Origin of the sequence: Sphingomonas sp. (assembly GCF_042095875.1) — a bacterium.
GTDB lineage: Bacteria > Pseudomonadota > Alphaproteobacteria > Sphingomonadales > Sphingomonadaceae > Sphingomonas.
The window spans coordinates 17,787-40,228 of sequence record NZ_JBELMJ010000031.1; the positions used below are offsets into that span (position 1 = coordinate 17,787).

23 protein-coding genes are annotated in these 22,442 nt (G+C 69.5%); 12 read left to right on the plus strand and 11 right to left on the minus strand.

The window, feature by feature from the left end:
- Nucleotides 1–33 precede the first annotated feature (33 nt).
- Together ACFDS6_RS11500 and ACFDS6_RS11505 are read left to right on the plus strand one after the other, a co-directional pair.
- Nucleotides 34–990: an isopenicillin N synthase family dioxygenase gene (locus ACFDS6_RS11500; RefSeq protein ID WP_375272301.1), complete on the plus strand. Its 957-nt coding sequence runs from the start codon at nt 34–36 to the stop codon at nt 988–990.
- Nucleotides 987–1,223: a hypothetical protein gene (locus tag ACFDS6_RS11505; protein WP_375272302.1), complete on the plus strand. Its 237-nt coding sequence runs from the start codon at nt 987–989 to the stop codon at nt 1,221–1,223. The genes ACFDS6_RS11500 and ACFDS6_RS11505 overlap by 4 nt, the downstream gene beginning before the upstream one ends.
- Nucleotides 1,224–1,336: 113 nt before the next feature.
- On the opposite strand, the gene ACFDS6_RS11510 is transcribed toward ACFDS6_RS11505, so the two are convergent.
- The 6 genes from ACFDS6_RS11510 to hflK all read right to left on the minus strand — a co-directional run bounded on the left by ACFDS6_RS11510 (nt 1,337) and on the right by hflK (nt 7,694).
- A complete protein-coding gene (locus ACFDS6_RS11510; protein ID WP_375272322.1) occupies nt 1,337–1,639 on the minus strand; it encodes a phosphoribosyltransferase in 303 nt (100 codons plus the stop codon).
- A gap of 11 nt (nt 1,640–1,650) precedes the next feature.
- Nucleotides 1,651–1,854: a hypothetical protein gene (locus tag ACFDS6_RS11515; RefSeq protein WP_375272303.1), complete on the minus strand. Its 204-nt coding sequence runs from the start codon at nt 1,852–1,854 to the stop codon at nt 1,651–1,653.
- On the minus strand, nt 1,851–3,509 hold the full coding sequence (locus ACFDS6_RS11520; RefSeq protein ID WP_375272304.1) for a helicase HerA-like domain-containing protein: 1,659 nt from the start codon (nt 3,507–3,509) through the stop codon (nt 1,851–1,853). Before ACFDS6_RS11520 ends, ACFDS6_RS11515 begins: the two co-directional genes overlap by 4 nt.
- A 444-nt stretch (nt 3,510–3,953) precedes the next feature.
- Complete coding sequence (locus ACFDS6_RS11525; protein WP_375272323.1) at nt 3,954–5,492, minus strand: Do family serine endopeptidase; 1,539 nt, start codon at nt 5,490–5,492, stop codon at nt 3,954–3,956.
- A 175-nt stretch (nt 5,493–5,667) separates the two neighbouring features.
- Entirely contained in the window at nt 5,668–6,543 is an 876-nt protein-coding gene (gene hflC, locus ACFDS6_RS11530) for a protease modulator HflC (protein ID WP_375272305.1), read from the minus strand.
- Entirely contained in the window at nt 6,543–7,694 is a 1,152-nt protein-coding gene (hflK, locus tag ACFDS6_RS11535) for a protease modulator HflK (protein WP_375272306.1), read from the minus strand. Before hflK ends, hflC begins: the two co-directional genes overlap by 1 nt.
- 72 nt (nt 7,695–7,766) lie before the next feature.
- Here hflK and ACFDS6_RS11540 point away from each other — a divergent pair, with 72 nt between their 5' ends.
- The 4 genes from ACFDS6_RS11540 (at nt 7,767) to ACFDS6_RS11555 (ending at nt 11,314) form a co-directional block, all read left to right on the plus strand.
- Nucleotides 7,767–8,711 (plus strand): Mrp/NBP35 family ATP-binding protein, encoded by a 945-nt coding sequence (locus ACFDS6_RS11540; RefSeq protein WP_375272307.1) that lies wholly within the window; start codon nt 7,767–7,769, stop codon nt 8,709–8,711.
- A 39-nt stretch (nt 8,712–8,750) separates the two neighbouring features.
- Nucleotides 8,751–9,182, plus strand: a complete 432-nt coding sequence (locus tag ACFDS6_RS11545) for a CoA-binding protein (RefSeq protein ID WP_375272308.1) — start codon at nt 8,751–8,753, stop codon at nt 9,180–9,182.
- 123 nt (nt 9,183–9,305) lie between these two features.
- A complete protein-coding gene (locus ACFDS6_RS11550) occupies nt 9,306–9,641 on the plus strand; it encodes a hypothetical protein (protein ID WP_375272309.1) in 336 nt (111 codons plus the stop codon).
- Nucleotides 9,642–9,910: 269 nt separating this feature from the next.
- Nucleotides 9,911–11,314, plus strand: coding sequence for an amino acid permease (locus tag ACFDS6_RS11555; protein WP_375272310.1), 1,404 nt, complete (start codon nt 9,911–9,913; stop codon nt 11,312–11,314).
- Here the strand turns inward: ACFDS6_RS11555 and ACFDS6_RS11560 are convergent.
- The 3 genes from ACFDS6_RS11560 to acnA all read right to left on the minus strand — a co-directional run bounded on the left by ACFDS6_RS11560 (nt 11,311) and on the right by acnA (nt 14,828).
- Complete coding sequence (locus ACFDS6_RS11560; protein WP_375272311.1) at nt 11,311–11,709, minus strand: type II toxin-antitoxin system VapC family toxin; 399 nt, start codon at nt 11,707–11,709, stop codon at nt 11,311–11,313. The genes ACFDS6_RS11555 and ACFDS6_RS11560 overlap by 4 nt on opposite strands.
- A complete protein-coding gene (locus ACFDS6_RS11565; protein ID WP_375272312.1) occupies nt 11,706–11,969 on the minus strand; it encodes an AbrB/MazE/SpoVT family DNA-binding domain-containing protein in 264 nt (87 codons plus the stop codon). Before ACFDS6_RS11565 ends, ACFDS6_RS11560 begins: the two co-directional genes overlap by 4 nt.
- A gap of 171 nt (nt 11,970–12,140) precedes the next feature.
- Nucleotides 12,141–14,828: an aconitate hydratase AcnA gene (gene acnA, locus ACFDS6_RS11570; RefSeq protein WP_375272313.1), complete on the minus strand. Its 2,688-nt coding sequence runs from the start codon at nt 14,826–14,828 to the stop codon at nt 12,141–12,143.
- Nucleotides 14,829–15,045: 217 nt separating this feature from the next.
- Between acnA and ACFDS6_RS11575 the strand changes: the two genes are divergently transcribed.
- The gene (locus tag ACFDS6_RS11575) at nt 15,046–15,573 is read left to right on the plus strand and encodes a hypothetical protein (protein ID WP_375272314.1); all 528 of its coding nucleotides are present in this window, start codon (nt 15,046–15,048) and stop codon (nt 15,571–15,573) included.
- 116 nt (nt 15,574–15,689) lie between these two features.
- On the opposite strand, the gene ACFDS6_RS11580 is transcribed toward ACFDS6_RS11575, so the two are convergent.
- Nucleotides 15,690–16,523, minus strand: a complete 834-nt coding sequence (locus ACFDS6_RS11580) for a TIGR00266 family protein (RefSeq protein WP_375272315.1) — start codon at nt 16,521–16,523, stop codon at nt 15,690–15,692.
- Nucleotides 16,524–16,689: 166 nt separating this feature from the next.
- On the opposite strand from ACFDS6_RS11580, the gene ACFDS6_RS11585 reads away from it, so the two are divergent.
- The 5 genes from ACFDS6_RS11585 to queE all read left to right on the plus strand — a co-directional run bounded on the left by ACFDS6_RS11585 (nt 16,690) and on the right by queE (nt 21,540).
- A complete protein-coding gene (locus tag ACFDS6_RS11585) occupies nt 16,690–17,883 on the plus strand; it encodes an aspartate aminotransferase family protein (protein ID WP_375272324.1) in 1,194 nt (397 codons plus the stop codon).
- Nucleotides 17,884–18,028: 145 nt separating this feature from the next.
- On the plus strand, nt 18,029–18,946 hold the full coding sequence (argF, locus tag ACFDS6_RS11590) for an ornithine carbamoyltransferase (RefSeq protein WP_375272316.1): 918 nt from the start codon (nt 18,029–18,031) through the stop codon (nt 18,944–18,946).
- A gap of 96 nt (nt 18,947–19,042) precedes the next feature.
- Nucleotides 19,043–19,978, plus strand: a complete 936-nt coding sequence (locus ACFDS6_RS11595) for an Hsp33 family molecular chaperone HslO (protein ID WP_375272317.1) — start codon at nt 19,043–19,045, stop codon at nt 19,976–19,978.
- A 214-nt stretch (nt 19,979–20,192) separates the two neighbouring features.
- Entirely contained in the window at nt 20,193–20,894 is a 702-nt protein-coding gene (gene queC / locus ACFDS6_RS11600; protein WP_375272318.1) for a 7-cyano-7-deazaguanine synthase QueC, read from the plus strand.
- Nucleotides 20,895–20,907: 13 nt separating this feature from the next.
- Nucleotides 20,908–21,540, plus strand: a complete 633-nt coding sequence (queE, locus tag ACFDS6_RS11605) for a 7-carboxy-7-deazaguanine synthase (protein WP_375272319.1) — start codon at nt 20,908–20,910, stop codon at nt 21,538–21,540.
- 24 nt (nt 21,541–21,564) lie between these two features.
- On the opposite strand, the gene ACFDS6_RS11610 is transcribed toward queE, so the two are convergent.
- The coding region (locus ACFDS6_RS11610) for a pyruvate kinase (protein ID WP_375272320.1) at nt 21,565–22,442 on the minus strand (878 nt) is incomplete at its 5' end.

Here is a 22,442-nt window from a genome sequence, read left to right on the forward strand (position 1 = left end):
GTCGGCCCGAACGATCAACCGGACGATTGACCCATGCTCGACACGCCCTCCGCCCAGGTTCCGACGCTCAGCCTCGCCGATCAGGCGCGCGACCCGCGCGGGTTCGCCGCCGCGCTCGGCAACTCGTTCGAGCGGTTCGGTTTCGCGATCGTCGCCGACCACGGCGTGCCGCAGGATCTGATCGACCGCGCCTGGGACGAGACGCAGCAGTTGTTCGCGCTGCCGGAGGACGAGAAGCGCGGCTATTTCGTCGAGGGCGCGGGCGGCGCGCGCGGCTACACGCCGTTCAAGACCGAGATCGCGAAGGACGCCAAGCACGTCGATCTGAAGGAATTCTGGCACGTCGGGCGCGAGCTGCCGGAGGGGCATCGCTTCGCGGGCGAGATGGCGCCCAACATCTGGCCGGCGCGGCCCGAGGGGTTAAAGGATACGTTCGTCGAGCTGTTCAGCGCGTTCGATACCGCGGGCGACAAGCTGCTGTCGGCGATCTCGCTGCACCTGGGGCTCGACGCCGACTGGTTCGATCCGGCGGTGCGCGACGGCAATTCGGTGCTGCGCCTGCTCCATTACCCGCCGATCCCGGTCGACGCGGAGGGCGTGCGCGCTGGCGCACACGAGGACATTAACCTCATCACGCTGTTGCTGGGCGCGGAGGAGGCCGGGCTTGAACTGCTCGACCGCCAGTCGGGCCGCTGGCTCGCGATCAAGCCGCCCGAGGGTGCGATGGTCGTCAACGTCGGCGACATGCTCCAGCGGCTGACCAACCACGTGCTGCCCTCGACCACGCACCGCGTCATCAACCCGCCGCCCGAGCGCCGCGGCCACTCGCGCTACTCGATGCCGTTCTTCCTCCACCCCGCGCCCGATTTCCTGATCCAGACGCTGCCGCAGGCGATCACCGCGGAGAACCCGAACCGCTACCCCGAGCCGATCACCGCGCAGGATTACCTGATGCAGCGGCTGGTCGAGATCGGCCTGATCAAGAAGTGAAGCGCCGCGGCGGCATCACCGATGGCGACCTGCGCGTCGACCGCGACGGCGACGTCGACGGGATCGTCGGCGGCAGCGTGACGGTCGCCGCGGGGTGTCGCGCCGCGGTGAGCGGAATCGTCAGCGGCGACCTGATCGTCGAGCAGGGCGCGGTGGTCGAGATGAGCGGCATCCTGTCGGGGCGGATCGTCAACCGTCGCGGCGACGTGCGCGTGACGGAGATGGTGGGCTGACGCGCTTCTCACGCAACACCCCGGACTTGGTTTGGGGTTCCGCTTCTCTGGAGCGGCAAAGGGAGCGGGATTCCGGATCGAGTCCGGGATGACGATGGTTCAGGCGCAATGCGCTAGCTAATCCGCTCGGGCACTTCCTCCGCGTCGGCCTGGATCGCGCTGTCGGGAGCCATCGCCTCCCACGGGAAGACGAACCAGTCCTTTACGACCGCGCGGTCGATCGTGCGGGCGCGGTAGTCGACGGTCTGCGCGGAGCCGCTGTTGTCGATCAGCGTGGCGAAACGCATGCTGCCGGGCGTCGCGCCGGCGCGCGCGAGCATGTCGCGCAGGTGGCCGATCGTGCGGCCCGAATCGTTGATGTCGTCGATGAACAGCAGCCGCTCGCCCGCGCGCGTCCGCTCGGCGAGCCGCTGAATCGCGTCGGCGGCTAGGTCCTCGCCTGGGAGCTGTAATCGACCGCGAGCATCGGCAGGCCGCTCGCGTGGCTGAGGTAGACCGCCGGGATCAACCCGCCGCGGCCGATGCCGATCAGGTGCGCGGGCGCCCAGTCGCGGTCGGCGGCGAGCGCGTCGGCGAGCGCGCGGACCTGCGCGACCAGGTCGGCGTGGGAGACGTACGTGAAGATCGTCATCGCCGCATCAGCCCGCCGAGCACGTTGCGCACCACGCTGGCGAGTAGGCCGCCACCGCTGCTCGAGCGCCGCCTGGATGAGCCGCCGAACACCACGCGCCCGATCTCGTTGCCGACCTGCCGCCCGACCGAGGAGGAGGCGGAGCGCATCGCGCTGGTCGCCATCCTGTTCCACGGCGAGTTCGCCGTCTCGCGCTCGGCGGCGCGGTGCGCGCGCTCGTCGGCGGCGCGGGCGCGCGCGGCGTCGCGGTCGGCGCGCGCCTGCTGCTTGGCCTGGAGCGCGGCGCTGCGCTCGGCCTCGTCCTCGGCGCGCGCGGCGGCGACGCCGGCGGCGGCGGCCTGCGTCTTGGCCGACAGTATCTCCTCGGCCGACTCGCGGTCGATCGGGTCGTCGTACTTGTCGCCGATCGCGTCGGTCTCGATCAGCACGCGGCGCTCCTCTGGCGTCAGCGGGCCCAAGCGGCTGCCCGGCGGCTTGATGAGGGTGCGGGTGACCGGCGCGGGCGCGCCGTCGGGCTGGAGCAGCGAGACGAGCGCCTCGCCGACCTTCAGCTCGGTGATCGCGGTCGCGACGTCGACGCCCGGGTTGGCGCGGAAGGTGTCGGCGGCGGCGTTCACCGCCTTGCGGTCGCGCGGAGTGAAGGCGTTCAACTTGTGCTGGACGCGGTTGTTGAGCTGTCCGGCGACCGTCTCGGGGATGTCGACTGGGTTCTGCGTGATGAAGTACACGCCGACGCCCTTGGAGCGGATTAGCCGCACGACCTGCTCGACCTTGTCGAGCAATGCCTTGGGCGTGTCGTCGAACAGCAAGTGCGCCTCGTCGAAGAAGAAGCAAAGCCGCGGTTTGTCGGGGTCGCCGACCTCGGGCAGCGTCTCGAACAGTTCGGACAGCAGCCACAGGAGGAAGGTCGAGTAGAGCTTGGGGCCCTGCATCAGCTTGTCGGCGGCGAGCACGTTGACGACGCCGCGCCCCTCGTGGTCGGTCGCGATCAGGTCGCGCATCTCGAGCGCGGGCTCACCGAAGAAATGCTCGGCGCCCTGGGTGCGCAATTGCAGCAGCGCGCGCTGGATCGCGCCGACCGACTGCTTGGACACGTTGCCGTAGCGCGTGGTGAGCTCGGCCGCGCGCTCGGCGCAGTGCGCGAGCATTGCCTGGAGATCGTCGATGTCGAGGAGCAGCAGCCCCTCCTCGTCGGCGACGTGGAAGGCGATCGTCAGCACGCCTTCCTGCACTTCGTTCAGGTCCATCAGCCGCGCGAGCAGCAACGGACCGAGTTCGGACACGGTGGCGCGTATCGGGTGGCCCTGCTCGCCGAACAGGTCCCAGAATTGCACGGGCACCGCGGCGTAGCGCCAGTCGGTGTCGCCGATCTCCGCCGCGCGGACCTTCAGCGTGTCGTGCATCTTCGCGGTGGGGGAGCCCGGCATGGCGAGCCCGGCGAGGTCGCCTTTCACGTCCGACACGAAGCACGGCACGCCGGCGTCGGAGAACCCCTCGATGATGCCCTGCAACGTCACCGTCTTGCCGGTGCCGGTCGCGCCCGCGATCAGCCCGTGGCGGTTGGCGCGGCGCAGGTCGAGCCGCTGCGGATGCGCGCCGCCGACGTCGGCGCCGACGAAGATGCCGGGCGCGGGGGTGGAGGAGGTGTCGGTCATGCGCGCGGTTCCGGGTTCGTGCGGGATGGGCGCATCGTCATAGGACGATGCGCGCGCGTGCCCAAGCGCGATGAGATTGCAAAAAGGCGAAGTGGAGGAAGTGGAGGTTCACGCGCGAGTGTGCGCGGGCGCGGGTGTGGGCCGGGATGGGCAAGTAGGGGTGGGGGCGCATGAGGCTGGCGTGGCAGGGTGCGTCTGGGTAGGACAGCGGGCCGCGAGTGGATGGCGCGGCCATCTGCTTTCCTCCTTGGAAAGGAGGAACTTGGGGTGGGTTGGGTGCGTGCGAAGCGCTTCGTGTCGGGCCTACCCACCCCCGGGCCCCTCCGTTCCGGCGCGGAGATTTAGCGCTGGGTTGGCAGCGCGCGTACGTCTGGCTCCCCTGAACGAACAGGGCCGCCGCGGATGTTCCCGCGACGGCCCCGTGCGCCAGCCTAAGGGCGTGGCTTACTTGATCTTCACCGGGATGAAGACGCCGCTGGTCCGCTGGCGGGTGATCTGGAGCAGCACCTGCGGACGGTTGGCGGCCTTTGCCGCGGCGACCGCGCGGGCAACGTCGGCGGCGGTGCGGACCGGGGTCGAGTTGACCGCGGAGATCACGTCGCCGCGCTTCAGCTTCTGCGCCGCGTCCGACGACGGGTCGGTCGCCGCGACGACAACGCCCTGCACGGTCGAGTCGACGCCGATCGAGCGCGCGATCTGCGGCGTGAGCGGCTGCACGGTGATGCCGAGCGAGCTCGACGACGGCGCGGCCGGCGTGTCGCCGTCGGGGATACCGTCATTATCGTCGCCTCCGTTGCCGGTCAGCGCGGCGAGCTGGTCGTCCGCCGGGCGCACCGTCACGGTCGCGTTGAGCGTGGTCGGACGCCCGTCGCGGATGACGTCGAGGCGGGTCGAGCTGCCCGGCGTCGTGTTGGCGACGAGGTAGGACAGCGTCGAGTCCGGCGTCACCGGCTTGCCGCCGACCGCGGTCACGACGTCGCCCGCGCGCAGCCCGGCCTTGGCACCCGGACCGCCCGGTTCGACGCGGCCGATGATCTCGCCGACGTTCTTCTGCAGGCCGAGCGCGGCGGCGATGTCGTCGGTCACCGGCTGGATGCTGACACCGAGATAGCCGCGCTTGACCGACTGACCCTTCATCAGCGTGTCGATGATCGGGCGCGCCTCGGTCGCGGGGATCGCGAAGCCGATCCCGATATTGCCGCCCGACTGCGAGTAAATCTGGCTGTTAATACCGATCACGTTGCCGTTCAGGTCAAACATCGGGCCGCCCGAATTGCCCTGGTTAATCGCCGCATCGGTCTGGATGAAGCTGTCGAACGCGCCGCCGCCGGTCGAGCGGTGCACCGCCGAGATGATGCCTGCGGTCACCGTGCCGCCGAGCCCGAACGGCTGGCCGATCGCGACCACCCAGTCGCCGACGCGAGAGCGGGTCGAATCGCCGAACTTGACGAACGGCAGCGCGCTCGGCGCGCTGATCTTGAGCAGCGCCAGGTCGGAGGTCGGGTCGCGCCCGATCAGCTTGGCGGTATATTCCTTGCGATCCTGCAAGGTGACGGTGATCGATTCAACGGTCGCGCCGCGGCCAGCGGGGGCGATGACGTGGTTGTTGGTGACGACGTAGCCGTCGGCCGAGATCAGAAAGCCCGAGCCGAGCGACTGGCCCTCACGCGTGATCGGTGCGCCGCCCTGGCCACCGCCGCCGCCGCCGAACTGATTGAACAGCTCACCGAACGGCGTGCCGGCGAACGGGTTCGCCTGCTGCTGCACCGTGACCTTCTGCGTGGTGGAGATGTTGACCACCGCGGGTTGCAGCTTCGCCACCATGTCGGCGAAGCTCATCGGGGCGCCGGCGCGCGGCGCCTGCGCGCTGATCGCGCCCGGTTCGTTCTGCGCGGTCTGCGCGGTGGCCGGGTTCTGCAAGGTAAGCGACGCCGCCGTCCCGCCAAGGAGGAGCGCGCCGGTGAGGGCGTAGGCGTAACGCACTTTCTTCATGTCCTCTCGATCACCCATCTACAAAAAGGGAGAAAAAATCCGTCCATCTATGCTTCAAGCACGATGAACAGCATTTGAATATGAACGCTTGGTAACGTCGTTCGGCCCGTTTCGGGCCCGAGCGAACCCCCGTTTTCTCCCTTTCCGGTCGCCTCGGCGCAGCGCCTCAGCGACCGCGACCCTCGAACTCGCGCAGGTAGGAATTGCCCGGGCTCATGATGATGTTGGTCGACCCTTCCGGCTTCGGCCCGCCGTCGGCGCCGAAGGTGTGGCGATACGACTGCATCGCGCGGTAGAAGTCGTAGAAATCGGCGTCCTTGCTGAACGCGTCGGCGTAGATGCGCGCGGCCTGCGCGTCCGATTCGGCGCGCACGATCTGCGCCTGCTTCTGCCCCTGGGCGCGGATCGTGTTCGCTTCCTGCTGCCGCGCGGTGCGCATGCGCTGCAGCGCGCTCTCCAGTGGGCTGCCCTCGGGCAGGTCGGCGTGCTTGATGCGGACGTCGACGATCTCGACCCCGTACTGGCGCGCGTCGCGCTGGAGCGAGTTCTGGATCGCGTCCATCACGCGGCCGCGCTCGGGGCTGAGCAGGAGCGAGAAGGGCACTTTGCCGAGTTCGTTGCGCAGCGCGGTGCCGAGCAGCGGACGCAGCTGGTCCGCGACGCGCTCCTCGGTGTTCGACGTGCTGCCGGTCGAGGTGACGGCGCGCAGCGGATCGACGATGCGGAAGCGCGCGAAGGCGTCGACGTTCAGCCGCAGCTGATCGGTCGACAGCACCAGCGTGTTGTCGAGGTCGGCGTCGAGCACGCGCTTGTCGAGCCACACGATGTTGTCGATCAACGGCACGCGCGCGATCAGGCCGGCGCCCGAGTTGCCGATCGTCTGCCCGGCCTGCCACTGGTTGACGACGCGCTGCGGGTTGTTGAGCCGGAGCACGACCGCCTGCTGCGTTTCGGGCACGATCGCGAAGGTCATCGCGGCGACGATCACCGCGGCGAGCAGCGCGAACACGGCGGCGATCGGATGCTGGAGCAGGCGCGGCATCAGCGTGCGCCCTCCGCCGGGGTGGCAGTGGTGGCGGCGCTGCTGGACGCTTCCTCGCCCGGTTCACGCAACCGGCGCGCGCGGTCGAGCGGCAGGTACGGGGTCACGCCGTTCGGCTCCACGATCGTCTTGTCGGTATTGGCCAGCACGGCCTCCATGGTCTCGTAATACATACGGCGGCGCGTCACCTCGGGGGCGAGGCGGTACTGCTCGTACACCTTGTCGAACGACGCGGCCTCGCCCTGCGCGCGCGCGATCACCTGCTGCGCATAGGAGCGCGCGTTGTTCAAGTTGCCGACCGCTTCCTGCTGCGCGGCGGTGACCGCGTTGAAGTCGTCGATCAGGCTCGCGGGGGCGGACGCCTGCTTGATCGACACGCCCTGGATGCGGACGCCGGCCTGGTAGCTGTCGAGGATTTCCTGCATCCCCTGCGCGACGCGCGCCTCGATGTCGGTGCGGCCCGCGCCGATCGCCTGTTCGAGCGTGGTGGTGGCGAGCACCGCACGCATCGCGCTCTCAGCGGTCGCCCGCACGGTTTCCTGCGGGTCCTTGATCTCGAACACGTAGTTGCGCGGATCGGAGACGCGCCAGCGCACGGTGTAGGCGAGGTCGATGATGTTCTGGTCGCCGGTCAGCACGTTCTCGCCGCCTTCGCCCGGGAATTCGTCGGTGCGGACCTGCTCGACATCGACCTTGGTCACGCGCGTCAGCGGGGTCGGCAGCGTGAGGCGGATGCCGGGTTCGAGCATCCCCGAATAGCGGCCGAAGAAGGTCACCACGCCGCGCTGCTGCGGCCCGATCTGGTGGATGGAGGTGAACAGCACCCACAGCACCACCAGCAGCCCGACGCCGAGCAGCCACAGGTTGCGCGCGTTGGCACCGATCGGCAGCTGCGGTCCGCCGCCCCCGCCACCACCGCCGGTCGAGCCGCGCGCTCGCTTCAGGAATTCATCGAGCGCGGTCGGCTTGTTGCCGCTCCCGCCGCCGCTGCCGCCGCCGGGGGGCACCGACCAGGGATTGCGCGGGCCGCTCTTGTCGCCCTTGCCATCGCCGCCGCTGCCGGCGCCGCCATTGCCCCACGGGCTATTGTTGTCGGCGGACAGGATGTGGGGGCGGCGAGGGCGCCAGAACGGGCGCGGCAAGGTCGTCATGTCTATCTTTATAGGAGCCGCGCGCGCGAAAAACAGTGGCAAGCGGCCGCCACGGGCGTAACGCCCCCGCATATGGACGAAGAACGCATCAAGGGCGCGGTTGCCGCGGTCGCGGGGACGCGCGCGACGGTCAGGATCGACGGCCGCCGCATCGGCGTGGTGGTGGACGCGAGCGGGCTCGACAACCAGGCGCGCGACGCGCTGGAGGCGAGCGTGCGGATGGCGGCGACGGTGCCGGACGCCGAGCTGCGCGTCGTGGTCACCGCCGAGCGGCAGCAGCGCCGGCTGATCGCGGTGGCGAGCGGCAAGGGCGGGGTGGGCAAGTCGACCTTGTCGGCGAACCTGGCGATCGCGTTGGCGCGCGGCGGCCGGCGCGTGGGGCTGGTCGACGCCGATATCTACGGCCCGTCGCAGCCGCGACTGATGGGGGTGGAGGGCATCCGGCCGGAGGCGCGCGACAAGGTGCTGATGCCGGTCCAGACGCCGTACGGCGTGCCGCTGCTCTCGATGGGGCAATTGGTCGAGCCTGGCCGGGCGCTGGCATGGCGCGGGCCGATGACCGCGGGGGCGCTGGGGCAGATGGTGGACGCCGAATGGGGCATCGCCGATACCCTGGTGGTCGACCTGCCGCCGGGCACGGGCGACGTGCAGCTGACCATGGTACAGAAGCACCGCCCGGCGGGCGCGGTGATCGTGTCCACGCCGCAGGACCTGGCGCTGATCGACGCGCGGCGCGCGATCGACCTGTTCGACAAGGCCGGCGTGCCGATCATCGGGCTGGTGGAGAACATGGCAGGCTACGTCTGCCCGCACTGCGGCGAGGTGTCGGACCCGTTCGGCAGCGGCGGGGCGGAGGCGACCGCGCGCGCGGGCGGCATCCCGTTCCTCGGGCGCGTGCCGCTCGACATCGCGATCCGCACCGCGTCGGACGCCGGGCAGCCGCCCGCGGCGGACGAGGGCGACCGCGCGTTCGCTCCGATCGCGGCGCAGGTTGCGGACTGGCTATCGCGCAACTGAGGCGGGGGCGGGGCGTTCCTTGCGCGAAGGAGTTCGCCCATGCCGCTGACGAGTGACGCCGAGATCAAGGCCCTGCTGGAGGAAACGCGCACGATCGCGGTGGTCGGCGCGTCCGACCGACCTGACCGGCCGTCGTTCCGCGTCATGAAGACGCTGCAGGACCACGGCTATCGCACGATCCCGGTCAACCCGCAGATCACCGGCGAGCACGTCCACGGCGAGTACGTGTTCCGCGAACTGGCGCAGCTGGGCGATCCGATCGACATGGTCGACGTCTTTCGCCGCTCCGACGCGGTGGCCGAGGTGGTGGACCAGGCGATCGCGGTCGGTGCCAAGTCGATCTGGATGCAATTGGGCGTGATCGACGAGGCCGCGGCGGCGCGGGCCGAGGCGGCGGGGCTGAAGGTCGTGATGGATCGCTGCCCCGCGATCGACCTGCCGCGGTTGGGCGTGGCGCCCATCGAGCAATAAGCGGGGGCGATCGGCTTACCCCGCGTCCAGCGTCGGCCGAGGTACTGGGCGGTCATCCGCGCGCCTGTTGTTCCTTACACCTCCACTTGCCGCAGCGGCGGCGGCGGCGCACCCTGCCGGGCCATGATCGTCCTCATGCTGATGCTCGCCGGTGCCGATGACGCGATGGCGACCTATCGTGCCCGCACCGCGGCGGAGCATCGCTGCGTGATCGACCCCGATGCCACCGACGTGACCGTGTGCGGGCGTCGCCAGGCCGATCGCTTTCGCGTGCCGTTCGTCGGCGGCGCGAACGGCAACCGCACCGACGACGTGCCGTTCGAGCGCGAGGCGATGCTTCACCGCACGACGCCGATCGACGACTTGAGCCCGTTCCTGGTCGGCGGTGGCCACGTCGGCGTGTCGGTCAGCACGCGCAGCGGCGTCGGCGGCTACAAGACGCGCGAACTCGCCAAGTAACGGGTCGGTATCCGCTGCTACCTTCTAATTTGGGTGATCTCCGTGCGGCATTGGCAACGCGCGATCCTTTCGGAACCACCACGCCGCGCTTCGTCTGCGAGCGTCTATGAGAGAAAGCGGGACCCCGGATCAAGTCCGGGGTGACGAGAAGATTGGTCGGGAATGTCGCGGCGCTTGTCTCGCCTAGCCGGCGGCATCCGCTCGGCCGGCCCTTTCGCGAGCGGTCGCATCTGTTACGATCGCGGGCAAACGAGAACGGGGGTTGCCGCATGTCCAGTCTTTTCCGCCGCAAGCCGATGGCGCCGCCGGGGCCCGACGCGCACGGTCACGTGCTCGCGCGCACCTTGTCGTGGCCGCACCTGGTCGCGCTGGGCGTCGGCGCGATCGTCGGCACGGGCATCCTGACGCTGATCGGGGTGGGCGCGGACCGCGCGGGGCCGTCGGTGGTGCTGAGTTTCGTGATCGCGGGCGCGATCTGCTCCTGCGCGGCGCTCGCCTATGCCGAGATGGCGACGATGATCCCGACCTCGGGCAGCGCCTACACCTATAGCTACGTCGTGCTGGGCGAGGTGATCGCCTGGGTGATCGGCTGGTCGCTGATCCTCGAATATTCGCTGGTGGTGTCGACCGTCGCGGTCGGCTGGTCGGGCTATGCCGCGCCGCTGCTGACGCCGCTCGGCTTCCCGGCCGCGCTGACGCAGGGGCCGGAGCTGGGCGGGCTGGTCAACGTGCCCGCGATCTTCATCATCGCGGTGGTCGCCGCGCTGCTGAGTTTCGGCACCAAGGAGAGCGCGACGCTGAACGCGGTGCTGGTGGTCGTCAAGCTGATCGCGCTCGCCGTCTTCGTCGCGGTGGCGCTGCCGCACTTCGACGCGGCCAATTTCCAGCCGTTCACTCCCTTCGGCTTCGCCAAATCGGTGTCGCCCGACGGGGTCGAGCGCGGCGTGATGGCGGCGGCGGCGATCATCTTCTTCGCCTTCTACGGGTTCGACGCGATCTCGACCGCAGCGGAGGAGACGAAGAACCCGGGGCGCGACCTCGCGATCGGGATCGTCGGGTCGATGGTGGCGTGCGTCGCGATCTACATGCTGGTCGCGGTCGCTGCGGTCGGCGCGCTGTCGTTCACCCGCTTCGCCGACAGCCCCGAGCCGCTCGCGCTGATCCTGCGCGGGATCGGACGGCCGGGATTCGCGACGTTCCTGGCGGTCAGCGCGGTGATCGCGCTGCCGACCGTGCTGCTCGGATTCCTGTTCGGGCAGAGCCGCATCTTCTTCGTGATGGCGCGCGACGGGTTGCTGCCGCAGGCGCTCGCCCGTGTGTCGGCGCGCGGCACGCCAGTCAGGATCACGGTGATGACCGCGACGCTCGTCGCGATCATCGCGGGCGTGATGCCGATCGACGCGATCGCGGCGCTGGCGAACGCGGGCACGCTGGCGGCGTTCACCGCGGTGTGCGTCGCGATGCTGGTAATGCGCCGGCGCGCGCCCGACGCACCGCGCACGTTCCGCGCGCCGGCGGCGTGGCCGGTCGGGATCGTCGGCGTGCTGGGTTGCCTGTACCTGTTCTCCAGCCTGCCGAGCCGGACGCAGCTCTACTTCGTGCTGTGGAACGCGCTGGGGCTGGTGCTCTACTTCGCCTGGGGCCGCCGCCGCGCGGGCGCGACGCTCGGCTAGGACGGGCGCGTGACGGCGGCGCCGGCGTCGACGAGCAGCCGCGCCGCCTGCTCGTCGAAGGTCGCGAGCGTCTCCGCGCCGAGGCGGCGCCCGTCCGCCTCGATCACCGCGTCGGCGAAGTCGCCGCCGCGATCGAGAAGATCGAGGCCGGCTTCGACCAGCGACCACTCGGCCTTGATGCGCTGATCGTTCAGCAGCACTCTAAGGGCCGAGGCTACTTCTGCGCCGGTCCACTTATAGCGGCTCCGCAACACCCACACCGTTTCCACGAGAGTCACAATCGGCAGCGCAATCAACTCTGCCACCGTTAGCAAGCGCACAGCAGCAGTTAACTGCACCCCATCATCGGCGGTAAGCATACGCACCAGAATGTTGGTGTCTGCCGCAATCTTCACAGGTCAAGCTCTCCGGCCCATCCTTGTGCAATCACCTCGTTCATCTCTTCGATCGAAAGCGGCTTCTGTCCGGGGCGATGCAAAAGGCCGATTGCGTCTTCTATCCGACCAGTTCGGGCGACTCGTTGAGGCGCAAGTGTAAGGCGACCGCCGGGAGAAGGGGTAACCTCCACCTTATCGCCTGGGCTTAGCGCGAGGTGTTGTAGCAGCTCCTTCTTCAAGGTGATCTGGCCCTTGGCGGTGATGGTCAGCGTGGTCATGGTGACAAGGTAAGGCAGATATGCCTTACCTGCAACATCGCGTTAAAGGAGGGAAGAAGCGGGATCCCGGCTCGAGGCCGGGATGACGGGAATATGCGCAATCGCACATACGGAGAAGCCCGCGTCGCTCGTCGCGACGCGGGCTCACTGTCACTCAGTCGTCGGCGCCGCTTAGGCGGCGAGCTTGCGCAGCACGTACTGGAGGATGCCGCCGTTGAGGAAATATTCCAGCTCGTTGACGGTATCGATCCGACAGCGTGCCTGGAACGTCTCGGTCGAGCCGTCGGCGCGCGCGAGCTTGACCGTCACGTCCTGACGCGGGCGAAGCCCCGCGACGTTCTGGATCGTGAAGGTCTCGTCACCAGTCAGGTTGAGCGACTTGCGGTCGGTGCCGGCGGCGAACTGGAGCGGCAGCACGCCCATGCCGACCAGGTTCGAGCGGTGGATGCGCTCGAAGCTCTCCGCGATGACGGCGCGCACGCCGAGCAGGTTGGTGCCCTTCGCCGCCCAGTCGCGCGACGAGCCGGTGCCGTATTCCTTGCCCGCGACGACGACCAGCGGCGTGCCGTCGGCCTTGTGGCGCATCGCCGCGTCGTAGATCGGCATGACCTCGCCGTCGTAGCGGCTCATGCCGCCCTCGATACCGGGGACCATCTCGTTCTTGATGCGGATGTTGGCGAAGGTGCCGCGTACCATGACGTTGTCGTTGCCGCGGCGCGCGCCGTAGCTGTTGAAGTCGGCGCGGCTGACCTGGCGCTCCTGCAACCACTTGCCCGCCGGGCTGTCCGCCTTGATCGAGCCCGCGGGGCTGATGTGGTCGGTGGTGATCGAATCGCCCAGGATCGCGAGCGGCTTCGCCTCGATGATGTCGGTCACCGGGCGCGGCGTCATCTCCATGCCCTCGAAATAGGGCGGGTTGGCGATGTAGGTCGACGCCGCGGGCCAGCCGTAGGTGTCGGTGCCCGCGACGCTGATCCCCTGCCACTTGGTGTCGCCGGCGTAGACGTTGCCGTAGCGCGAGCGGAACATGTCGTCGTCGATGTTGGCGGCCATGAGGTCGGCGACCTCCTGGTTGGTCGGCCAGATGTCCTTCAGGTACACCGGGCCGTCGGTGCCTTCACCGATCGGCGTGTCGTTCATGTCGGTGGTGACGGTGCCCTTCAGCGCGTAGGCGACGACGAGCGGCGGGGAAGCCAAGAAGTTCGCGCGCACGTCCGGCGACACGCGGCCCTCGAAATTGCGGTTGCCCGACAGGACCGACGCGGCGACGAGGTCGTTCTCGTTGATCGCCTTGCTGATCGGCGCCGCCAGCGGCCCCGAATTGCCGATGCAGGTGGTGCAGCCGTAACCGACGAGGTTGAACCCCATCGCGTCCAGGTCCGCCGACAGCCCGGCCTTGTCGAGGTAGTCGGTCACGACCTGGCTGCCCGGCGCCAGCGAGGTCTTGACCCACGGCTTCGGCGTCAGGCCCGCCGCACGCGCCTTGCGCGCGACGAGGCCGGCGGCGACCAGCACCGAGGGGTTGGAGGTGTTGGTGCAACTGGTGATCGCCGCGATCACCACGTCGCCGTCGCCGATGTCGTGGTCGCGATCATCGACCGCGACGCGCGCGGGACGCTCCTTGTGGTAGATCTTGTGCAGGTCGCCGTTGAAAACCTCGTCCACGGTGTCGAGGCTGACCTTGTCCTGCGGGCGCTTCGGACCCGCCAGGCTGGGGACGACACTGCCCATGTCGAGCTCGATCGTGTCGGTGAAGATTGGGTCGGGCGCGTCGGCGGTGCGCCAGAAGCCGTTCGCCTTCGCATAGGCCTCGGTCAGCGCGACCGTCTCCTCCGAGCGCGCGGTCAGGCGCATATAGTCGAGCGTCTTGTCGTCGACGGGGAAGAAGCCGCAGGTCGCGCCATACTCGGGCGCCATGTTGGCGATCGTCGCGCGGTCGGCGAGCGTCATCTGGTCGAGGCCGGGGCCGAAGAACTCGACGAAGCGGCCGACCACGCCCTTGGCACGCAGCATCTGCGTGACGGTCAGCACGAGGTCGGTCGCGGTGATGCCCTCGCGAAGCTGGCCGGTCAGCTTGAAGCCGACGACCTCGGGGATCAGCATCGAGACGGGCTGGCCGAGCATCGCGGCCTCCGCCTCGATCCCGCCGACGCCCCAGCCGAGCACGCCCAGGCCGTTGACCATCGTGGTGTGGCTGTCGGTGCCGACCAACGTGTCGGGATAAGCGATCGCATGCTCGCCGCTCGCGTGGTCGCCCGTCTCGGTCGAGGACCAGATCGCCTGCGACACGTACTCGAGGTTCACCTGGTGGCAGATGCCGGTGCCCGGCGGCACGACCTTGAAGTTGTCGAGCGCCTTCGATCCCCACTTCAGGAACTCGTAGCGCTCGCCGTTGCGCTGGTACTCGAGCTCGACGTTGTCGTCGAACGCCTGCGGCGTGCCGAACTCGTCGACCATCACCGAGTGGTCGATGACGAGGTGAACGGGCACCTGCGGATTGATCTTCGCCGGGTTGCCGCCGAGCTTGGTGATCGCGTCGCGCATCGCCGCCAGGTCGACCACGCAGGGCACGCCGGTGAAATCCTGCATCAGCACGCGCGCGGGGCGATACTGGATCTCGCGGTCGGGCGAGTTGGGGTTCTTCTGCCAGTCGACGATCGCCTGGATGTCGGCCTCGGTCACGGTCACGCCGTCCTCGAAGCGCAGCATGTTCTCGAGCAGCACCTTGAGCGAGAAGGGCAGGCGGCTGACGTCGCCGTACTTGGCGGCCGCGACGTCGAGCGAATAGTAATCGTAGCTCTTGCCGCCGGCGGTGAGCGTCTTGCGGGCCTTCAGCGTGTCGTGGCCGATCGCGGTCATGGGGCGTCCTTTGCTGTTGCACCGGCGGGCTCGGGGAGGCGGGGAGGACCCGCGCGGGCGCCGACGATGGCCTGTGGGTTAGAGGGGCCTGGTTGTTGGCCTGAATATAAGGTCGCCGCGGGCGATAGCAGCGGTTCGCGGGTGCGAAAAGAGGCGCCGGTGCGGCTTTTTGTTTCCGCGCCGCGTTAGGGCGCGCGAACGGGGGGCAGCGACGACGATGCCACGCAAGCTCAAGGTGTTCCGCACGGCGGCCGGGTTCTACGACGCCTATGTCGCCGCGCCCAGCCGCAAGGCCGCGCTCGCCGCTTGGGGTGCCGAACGCGACCTGTTCGCGCGCGGTGCGGCCGAGGAGGTGACCGACCCCGCGCTGATGGAGGAACCGCTCGCGCAGCCCGGCACGGTGATCAAGCGGTCGCGCGGCAGCGCGGCGGAGCAGTTCGCGGCGCTGCCCGCGGACAGGCCGAAGCCGAAGCGCGTGGCGAAGGCACGCACGGCGAAGGTCGAGCCGGCGCCGCCGCCGGAGCCCGCGCCCAAGCCGTCGCGCGACGCGCTCGACGCGGCGCAGGACGCGATCGACGTAGCCGAGCGCGACTGGCGCAAGGAACAGCGCGAACTTGCCGCGCGGCAGGCGGCGCTCGACCGCGAGCGGCGCGACGCGACCGAGCGGCACGAGCAGGCGCTTGCCGACCTGGACCGGGCCCGCCGCCGCGCGCAGGAGGACTATGACGCAGGGCTGGCCGCTTAACGCGAGGCGCGGTGAGGCTGGCGAGTCTCCGTTGGATCGGGCGCGAGAAGAAGCGGTACGCCGGAGATCGGATCCTGGGCGACGAGTGAATTGGGGAGCGTGGGCGTGATCCCGCCTCAGTCGTTGCCGGCGACCCAGTCGCCCAGACCGCCGAGCACCGAACCCTCGCCGCGGTTGCCGCCGCGCCCGCCCGCGGCCTGGAGCATCCGCCCGGCCAGGCGCGCGAACGGCAGCGACTGGATCCACACGGTGCCGGGTCCGCGTAAGCGCGCGAAGAACGCGCCCTCGCCGCCGGTGAACATCGTGCGCACGCCGCCGACGGTCACCAGGTCGAAGTCGACCGACGGCGTGTAGGCGGCGAGGCAGCCGGTATCGACGTGCAGTTCCTCGCCGGCGCGCAGTTGCCGCTCGACCACGGTGCCGCCCATCTGCACGAACACCCAGCCGTCGCCGTCGAGCCGCTGCATCACGAAGCCCTCGCCGCCGAACAGCCCGGTCATCACGCGGCGCTGGAACGCGACGCCGATCTGCACGCCCTTCGCCGCGGCGAGGAAGCTGTCCTTCTGGCAGATCAAGGTGCCGCCGAGATCGGCGAGCCGGAGCGGCAGGATCGAGCCGGGCGTCGGCGAGGCGAAGGCGACGCGCGCCTTGCCCGAGCCCTGATGCGTGAACACGGTGGTGAACAGGCTCTCGCCCGTCACCAGCCGCTTGCCCGCGCCGAGCAGCGCGCCCATGAAGCCGCCGCCCGACCCCGACGAGCTGCCGTCGCCGAACACGGTGGTCATCGCGATGCTCGCGTCCTTCCACACCATCGCGCCGGCCTCGGCGACCGCGCTCTCGCCCGGATCGAGCTCGATCTCCACGAACTGCAGTTCCTGGCCCTTGATCTCGAAATCGACGTCGTCGGCGACGCCGTCGCGGCGCATGTGCGACCAGGGACTGTTGGGCATGGATCGGCTCCTCGTTCTATCGCGGTGTATTATAGACGTGCCACAGCGGCGGCGCAACGTGGAGCCGGGTTGATTCGCGCGTGCCTCCCCCGGTATTGAGCATCCCCGGGCGACCGCGTTGGTCGCCCGTGCTGTTTGAACGAGGAGAAGCCCCGTGTCCGCTTCCATGCCCGCATTGATGCCCGTCTACCCGCGGTGCGACGTGCGACCGGTGCGCGGCGAGGGGGTCTACCTCTACGGCGAGCGCGGCGAGCAGTACCTCGATTTCGCGAGCGGCATCGCGGTCAACGCGCTCGGCCACGCGCATCCGGTGCTGACCAAGGCGATCGCGGACCAGGCGGCGACGCTGATGCACGTGTCCAACCTGTACGGCAGCCCGCAGGGCGAGGCGTTCGCGCGCAAGCTCGTCGACGCGTCGTTCGCCGACACCTTGTTCTTCACCAACTCGGGCACCGAGGCGGTCGAGTGCGCGATCAAGACCGCGCGCCGCTACCATTTCGCGAACGGCAACGCCGAACGCCACACGCTGATCACGTTCAACAACGCGTTCCACGGCCGCACGATGGGCGCGATCAGCGCGACCAACCAGGCGAAGATGCGCGACGGGTTCGAGCCGCTGCTGCCGGGCTTCGCCTACGCGCCGTTCAACGATCTGGAGGCGGCGCTCGCGCTGGTCGACGACCATACCGCCGGGTTCATGGTCGAGACGATCCAGGGCGAGGGCGGCGTCTCGGCGGCCAGCCCTGAGTTCATCCAGGGCCTGCGCCGCGCCGCGGACGAGCACGGGCTGTTGCTGGTGCTCGACGAGGTGCAGTGCGGCTACGGGCGCACCGGCAAGATGTGGGCGTACGAGCATTACGGCATCATCCCCGACATCATGTCGGTCGCCAAGGGGATCGGCGGCGGCTTCCCGCTCGGCGCGTGCCTCGCGACTGCTGAGGCCGCGAAGGGTATGGTGGTCGGCACGCACGGATCGACCTATGGCGGCAACCCGCTGGCGATGGCGGCAGGCGAGGCGGTGCTTGGTGTGATCGGGGGCGAGGGGTTCCTCGACAACGTTTCCGCGATGGGCGAGCGGCTGCGCGCGGCGCTGGAGCAGATGATCCCCAACCACGATCACCTGTTCGAGGACGGCGTGCGCGGCAAGGGGCTGATGCTGGGCGTCAAGCTCAAGCCCGAGGCCGACGCGCGCCGCTTCGTCGGGCACCTGCGCGACAATCACGGGTTGCTGACCGTGTCGGCGGGCGAGAACGTGGTGCGCATCCTGCCGCCGCTGATCATCGAGCAGGCGCATATCGACGAGTTCGTGAGCAAGATGAGCGACGGCGCGCGCGTGTTCGTGCCCGCTGCCGACGATTGACGATTGTATCCTCCCCGGCACGGGGAGGGGGACCATGCGAAGCATGGTGGAGGGGGCGGCGGTCGGGTGGTGAGCTTGGGGCGATGCCCCTCCACCACTCGCTGGCGCGAGCGGTCCCCCTCCCCGTGCCGGGGAGGATAGTATGATGCGCCATTTCCTGAACCTGTCCGACGCGGGCGCCGACGCGATCGCGGCGATGCTCGACGACGCGCTGACCCGCAAGCAGGCGCGTAGCGGCTGGCCCAAGGGCAAGGTCGACGCGGACGCGCCGCTTAGCGGTCGCGTGCTCGCGATGATCTTCGAGAAGAACTCGACTCGCACGCGCGTGTCGTTCGACATGGCTATCCGCCAGCTCGGCGGGCAGTCGATCGTGATGGAGGCGGGGCAGATGCAGCTCGGTCGCGGCGAGACGGTGGCCGACACCGCGCGCGTGCTGTCTACTTACGTCGACGCGATCATGATTCGCACCGACGACCACGCCAAGGTCGAGGAGATGGCGCGCTACGCGAGCGTCCCGGTCATCAACGGGCTGACCGACGCGTCGCACCCGTGCCAGATCATGGCGGACCTGTTGACGATCATCGAGAGCGGCAAGTCGCTGCCCGGATTGAAGGTCGCGTGGCTGGGTGACGGCAACAACGTGCTCGCCTCGATCGTCGAGGCCGCGGGGCTGATGCACTTCGACGTGGTCGCCGCCTGCCCGCAGGGGTTCCAGCCGGAGGAAGAGGCGATCACCCGCGCGTCGGGACGCGCGCGCGTCGTCGCCGACCCCCTTGAGGCGGTCGAGGGCGCGGACATCGTCGTCACCGACACCTGGATCTCGATGGGGCAGGCGCAGGCGGAGACGAAGCTCGCCGCGATGATGCCGTACCAGGTCGACGCTAGCCTGATGGCGCATGCCAAGCCCGACGCGAAGTTCCTCCACTGCCTGCCAGCGCACCGCGGCGAGGAAGTGACGCCCGAGGTGATCGACGGCGCGCAGTCGCTGATCTGGGCCGAGGCGGAGAACCGGTTGCACGCGCAGAAGGCGATCCTGCGCTGGTGCTTCGGCCAGATCGGGTGACGCGCACGCTCGGTTGATCGCGCCGCGGTCGGTTCCCAGATAAGGAGCGACCCCGACATGCCCGTCACATGCGCCGCGCACGCGGTGCGTGGGCCCATGTCGATCCTGACGGAGCCGATCTTGACCGACCAGATAAACGCCGACCTCGACCGCGCGCTCGGCTTCGCTATCCCCGAGCGGCACGCGCGCGGGCGCGTGATGCGGCTGGGGCCGACGCTCGACACGATCCTCGCCGCGCACGCCTACCCCCCGGTGATCGAGCGCTTGCTCGCCGAGGCGCTGACGCTCGCCGCGCTGATCGGCTCGACGCTCAAGGACCTGAGCGGTCAGCTGACGATGCAGACGCAGACGCAGAACGGCGTCGTCACGCTGATGGTATGCGACTATCGCGGCGGCGAGCTGCGCGGCTACGTCCAGTTCGACCCCGACAAGCTCGCCGACGTGGGCGAGGAGCCGAGTCTGTTCGCGTTGTTCGGGCAGGGCTATCTCGCGATCACCTTCGACCTCGCCAGCACCGGCGAGCGCTACCAGGGGATCGTGCCGCTAGACGGCGAGACGATCGCGGACGCGGCGCAGAGCTATTTCTTCCAGTCGGAGCAGATTCCGACCCTGCTGCGCGTCGGCGTGAGGAAGGGCGCGGACGGGCGCACGGTTGCGGGCGGCTTGCTCCTCCAGCACCTGCCCGAGGGCGAGCTGGGGCGCGAGCGGCTGCACGTCCGGCTCGACCATCCCGAGTGGGAGCATGTAGCCGCACTCGGCAGCACGATGGGCGCGGACGAGCTCGCCGACGCCGCGCTGCCGCTCGAAACGCTGGTGTGGCGGTTGTTCAACGAGGAGAGCGAGGTGCGCGTGCTCGACCGCGCGACGATCTCGCGCGGGTGCCGCTGCACGCCCGAGCATATCCGCTCGGTGCTCGCCAAATTCCCGCTCGCCGACCGGCTGGAGATGGCGGACGAGCACGGCGTGATCGCGGTCGATTGCGCTTTCTGCGCGACGGTGTTTCCGCTCCGCGCCGACGAAGTCGCCGCCTAGCGGTGATGCGTTAAGGTGGTGGTAAGGATTGAGCGGTAGAGCCGGCGGCATACTCCTCCCGCGAGTATGTTTTCTCCCAAGAAAGCGGCTCCCCCGAGCCAACCCTGGGCCGCCCGACGGGGCGGCCCTTTTCACGTCGGCGCGCCGCCCGAAGGCGCGCGTCGGTGCCGAAGGGTTGCGCGGGGCGACCGATCGGCCTAGCGGCGCGCGGATCATGACACAGCAAACCCCTGCGGTCGTTCTCGTCTCCGGCGGGCTCGACTCGATGGTCTCCGCCGCATTGGCGCGCGAGGCGGGCTACCCGGTTCTCGCGCTGTCGGTCGACTACAACCAGCGCCACCGCGTCGAACTCGCCGCCGCCGCGCGCGTCGCGAAGGCCGTCGGGGCGGCGCGCCACGTGATACTGCCGCTCGACCTGTCGGCATTCGGCGGCTCGGCGCTGACCGACGCGAGCATCGCGGTGCCGAAGGACGGCGTCGATGAGGGCGCGATCCCCGTCACCTACGTGCCCGCGCGCAACACGATCTTCCTCAGCCTCGCGCTCGGCTGGGCGGAGGCGGCGGGCGGGCGCGACCTGTTCGTCGGGGTCAATGCGCTCGATTACTCGGGCTATCCCGACTGCCGGCCCGAGTTCATCGCCGGGTTCGAGCGGCTGGCCGAACTCGCGACCAAGGCGGGGGTGGAGGGCGCGCCGTTCCGCATCCACGCGCCGCTGCAGCACATGACCAAGGCCGATATCGTGCGCGAGGGCGCGCGGCTCGGGCTCGACATGGGGCTGAGCTGGTCGTGCTACGACCCGACGCCTGCGGGGCAGCATTGCGGCCTGTGCGATTCGTGCCGGCTGCGGCACAAGGGGTTCGAGGACGCGGGCGTCGCCGATCCGACGGTCTACGCGGTGACCCCGCCGGCGCCCTGATGAGCGATCGACGATGAGCTACGCCGTCAAGGAAATGTTCCTCACGCTCCAGGGCGAGGGCGTGCAGGCCGGGCGGCGCGCGGTGTTCGTGCGCTTCGCCGGGTGCAATCTGTGGAGCGGGCGCGAAGCCGACCGCGCGCGCGCGATCTGCCGCTTCTGCGACACCGACTTCGTCGGCACCGATGGCGCGGGCGGGGGCAAGTTCGCGGACGCCGACGCGCTGGTCGCCGCGGTGGCGGGCTTCTGGGGACCGGAGCGGGAGCGCCGCTTCGTCGTGCTGACGGGCGGCGAGCCGATGCTGCAGGTCGACGACGCGCTGGTCGATGCGCTGCACGCCGCGGGGTTCGAGATCGCGATCGAGAGCAACGGGACGCTCCCGGTCCATCCCGGCATCGACTGGGTGTGCATCAGCCCTAAGGCAGGCAGCGAGACGGTGCAGCGTTCCGGCGACGAGTTGAAGCTGGTCTGGCCGCAGCCGGGCAGCGATGTCGCGGCGATGGAAAGCTGGGACTTCCGCCACCTGCTGCTGCAACCGATGGATGATGCGCGCGGGGCAGCGAACGTCGACGCGGCGATCGCGCTGGTGATGGAGCGCCCGCGCTGGCGGCTGTCGCTCCAGACGCACAAGGCGCTCGGCTTGCGGTAATACCGGGGTGGTAAAAGGCGGCGCTCAGCGCGCCGCCTTCTCCGCCTCGTAGTTCTTGAGCTCGTCGCCGGTTATGCGCACGACGTGGAGCACGTTGGTCGAGCCCGGCGTACGGAACGGCACGCCCGCCATCACGATCACGCTGTCGCCTGCCTTCGCGACGCCCTGGCGCAGCGCGATGCGCTTGGCCTTGGCGACCATCTCCTCGAACGAGGCGACGTCGCGGGTGTGGACGTTGTGCGTGCCCCACAGCAGCCCGAGGCGGCGCGCGGTCTCCAGCTGCGGGGTCAGCACCAGGATCGGCACGCCCGGCCGCTCGCGCGCGATCCGCCGGGCGGTCGAACCCGACGAGGTGAAGCAGATGATCGCGCTGGCCGAGACGGTCTGCGCGATGTTCTTCGCCGCCTCCGCCAGCGCGTCGGCGGTGGTGGGATCGGGGCGCGTCACGGTGAAGTGGATGCGGTCGCCGTGCATCGGATCGCGCTCCACCGCGTCGCCGATCGCGTTCATCATCGACACCGACTCGACCGGCCACTGGCCCGCCGCGCTCTCCGCCGACAGCATGATCGCGTCGGCGCCGTCGTAGATCGCGGTGGCGACGTCCGACACCTCGGCGCGGGTCGGCGACGGGCTGACGATCATCGATTCGAGCATCTGGGTCGCGACGACCACCGGGCGGCCGAGCCGGCGCGAGGTTTCGACGATACGCTTCTGCAAGGGCGGCACCGACTGTGGCGGCAGCTCGACGCCCAGATCGCCGCGCGCGACCATCACGCCGTCGCATGCCTCGACGATCTCCTCCAGCCGCTCGATCGCGGCGGGCTTCTCGATCTTGGCGAGGAGCGCGGCCTTGCCCTCGATCAGCTTGCGCGCTTCCCACAGATCCTCGGGGCGCTGGACGA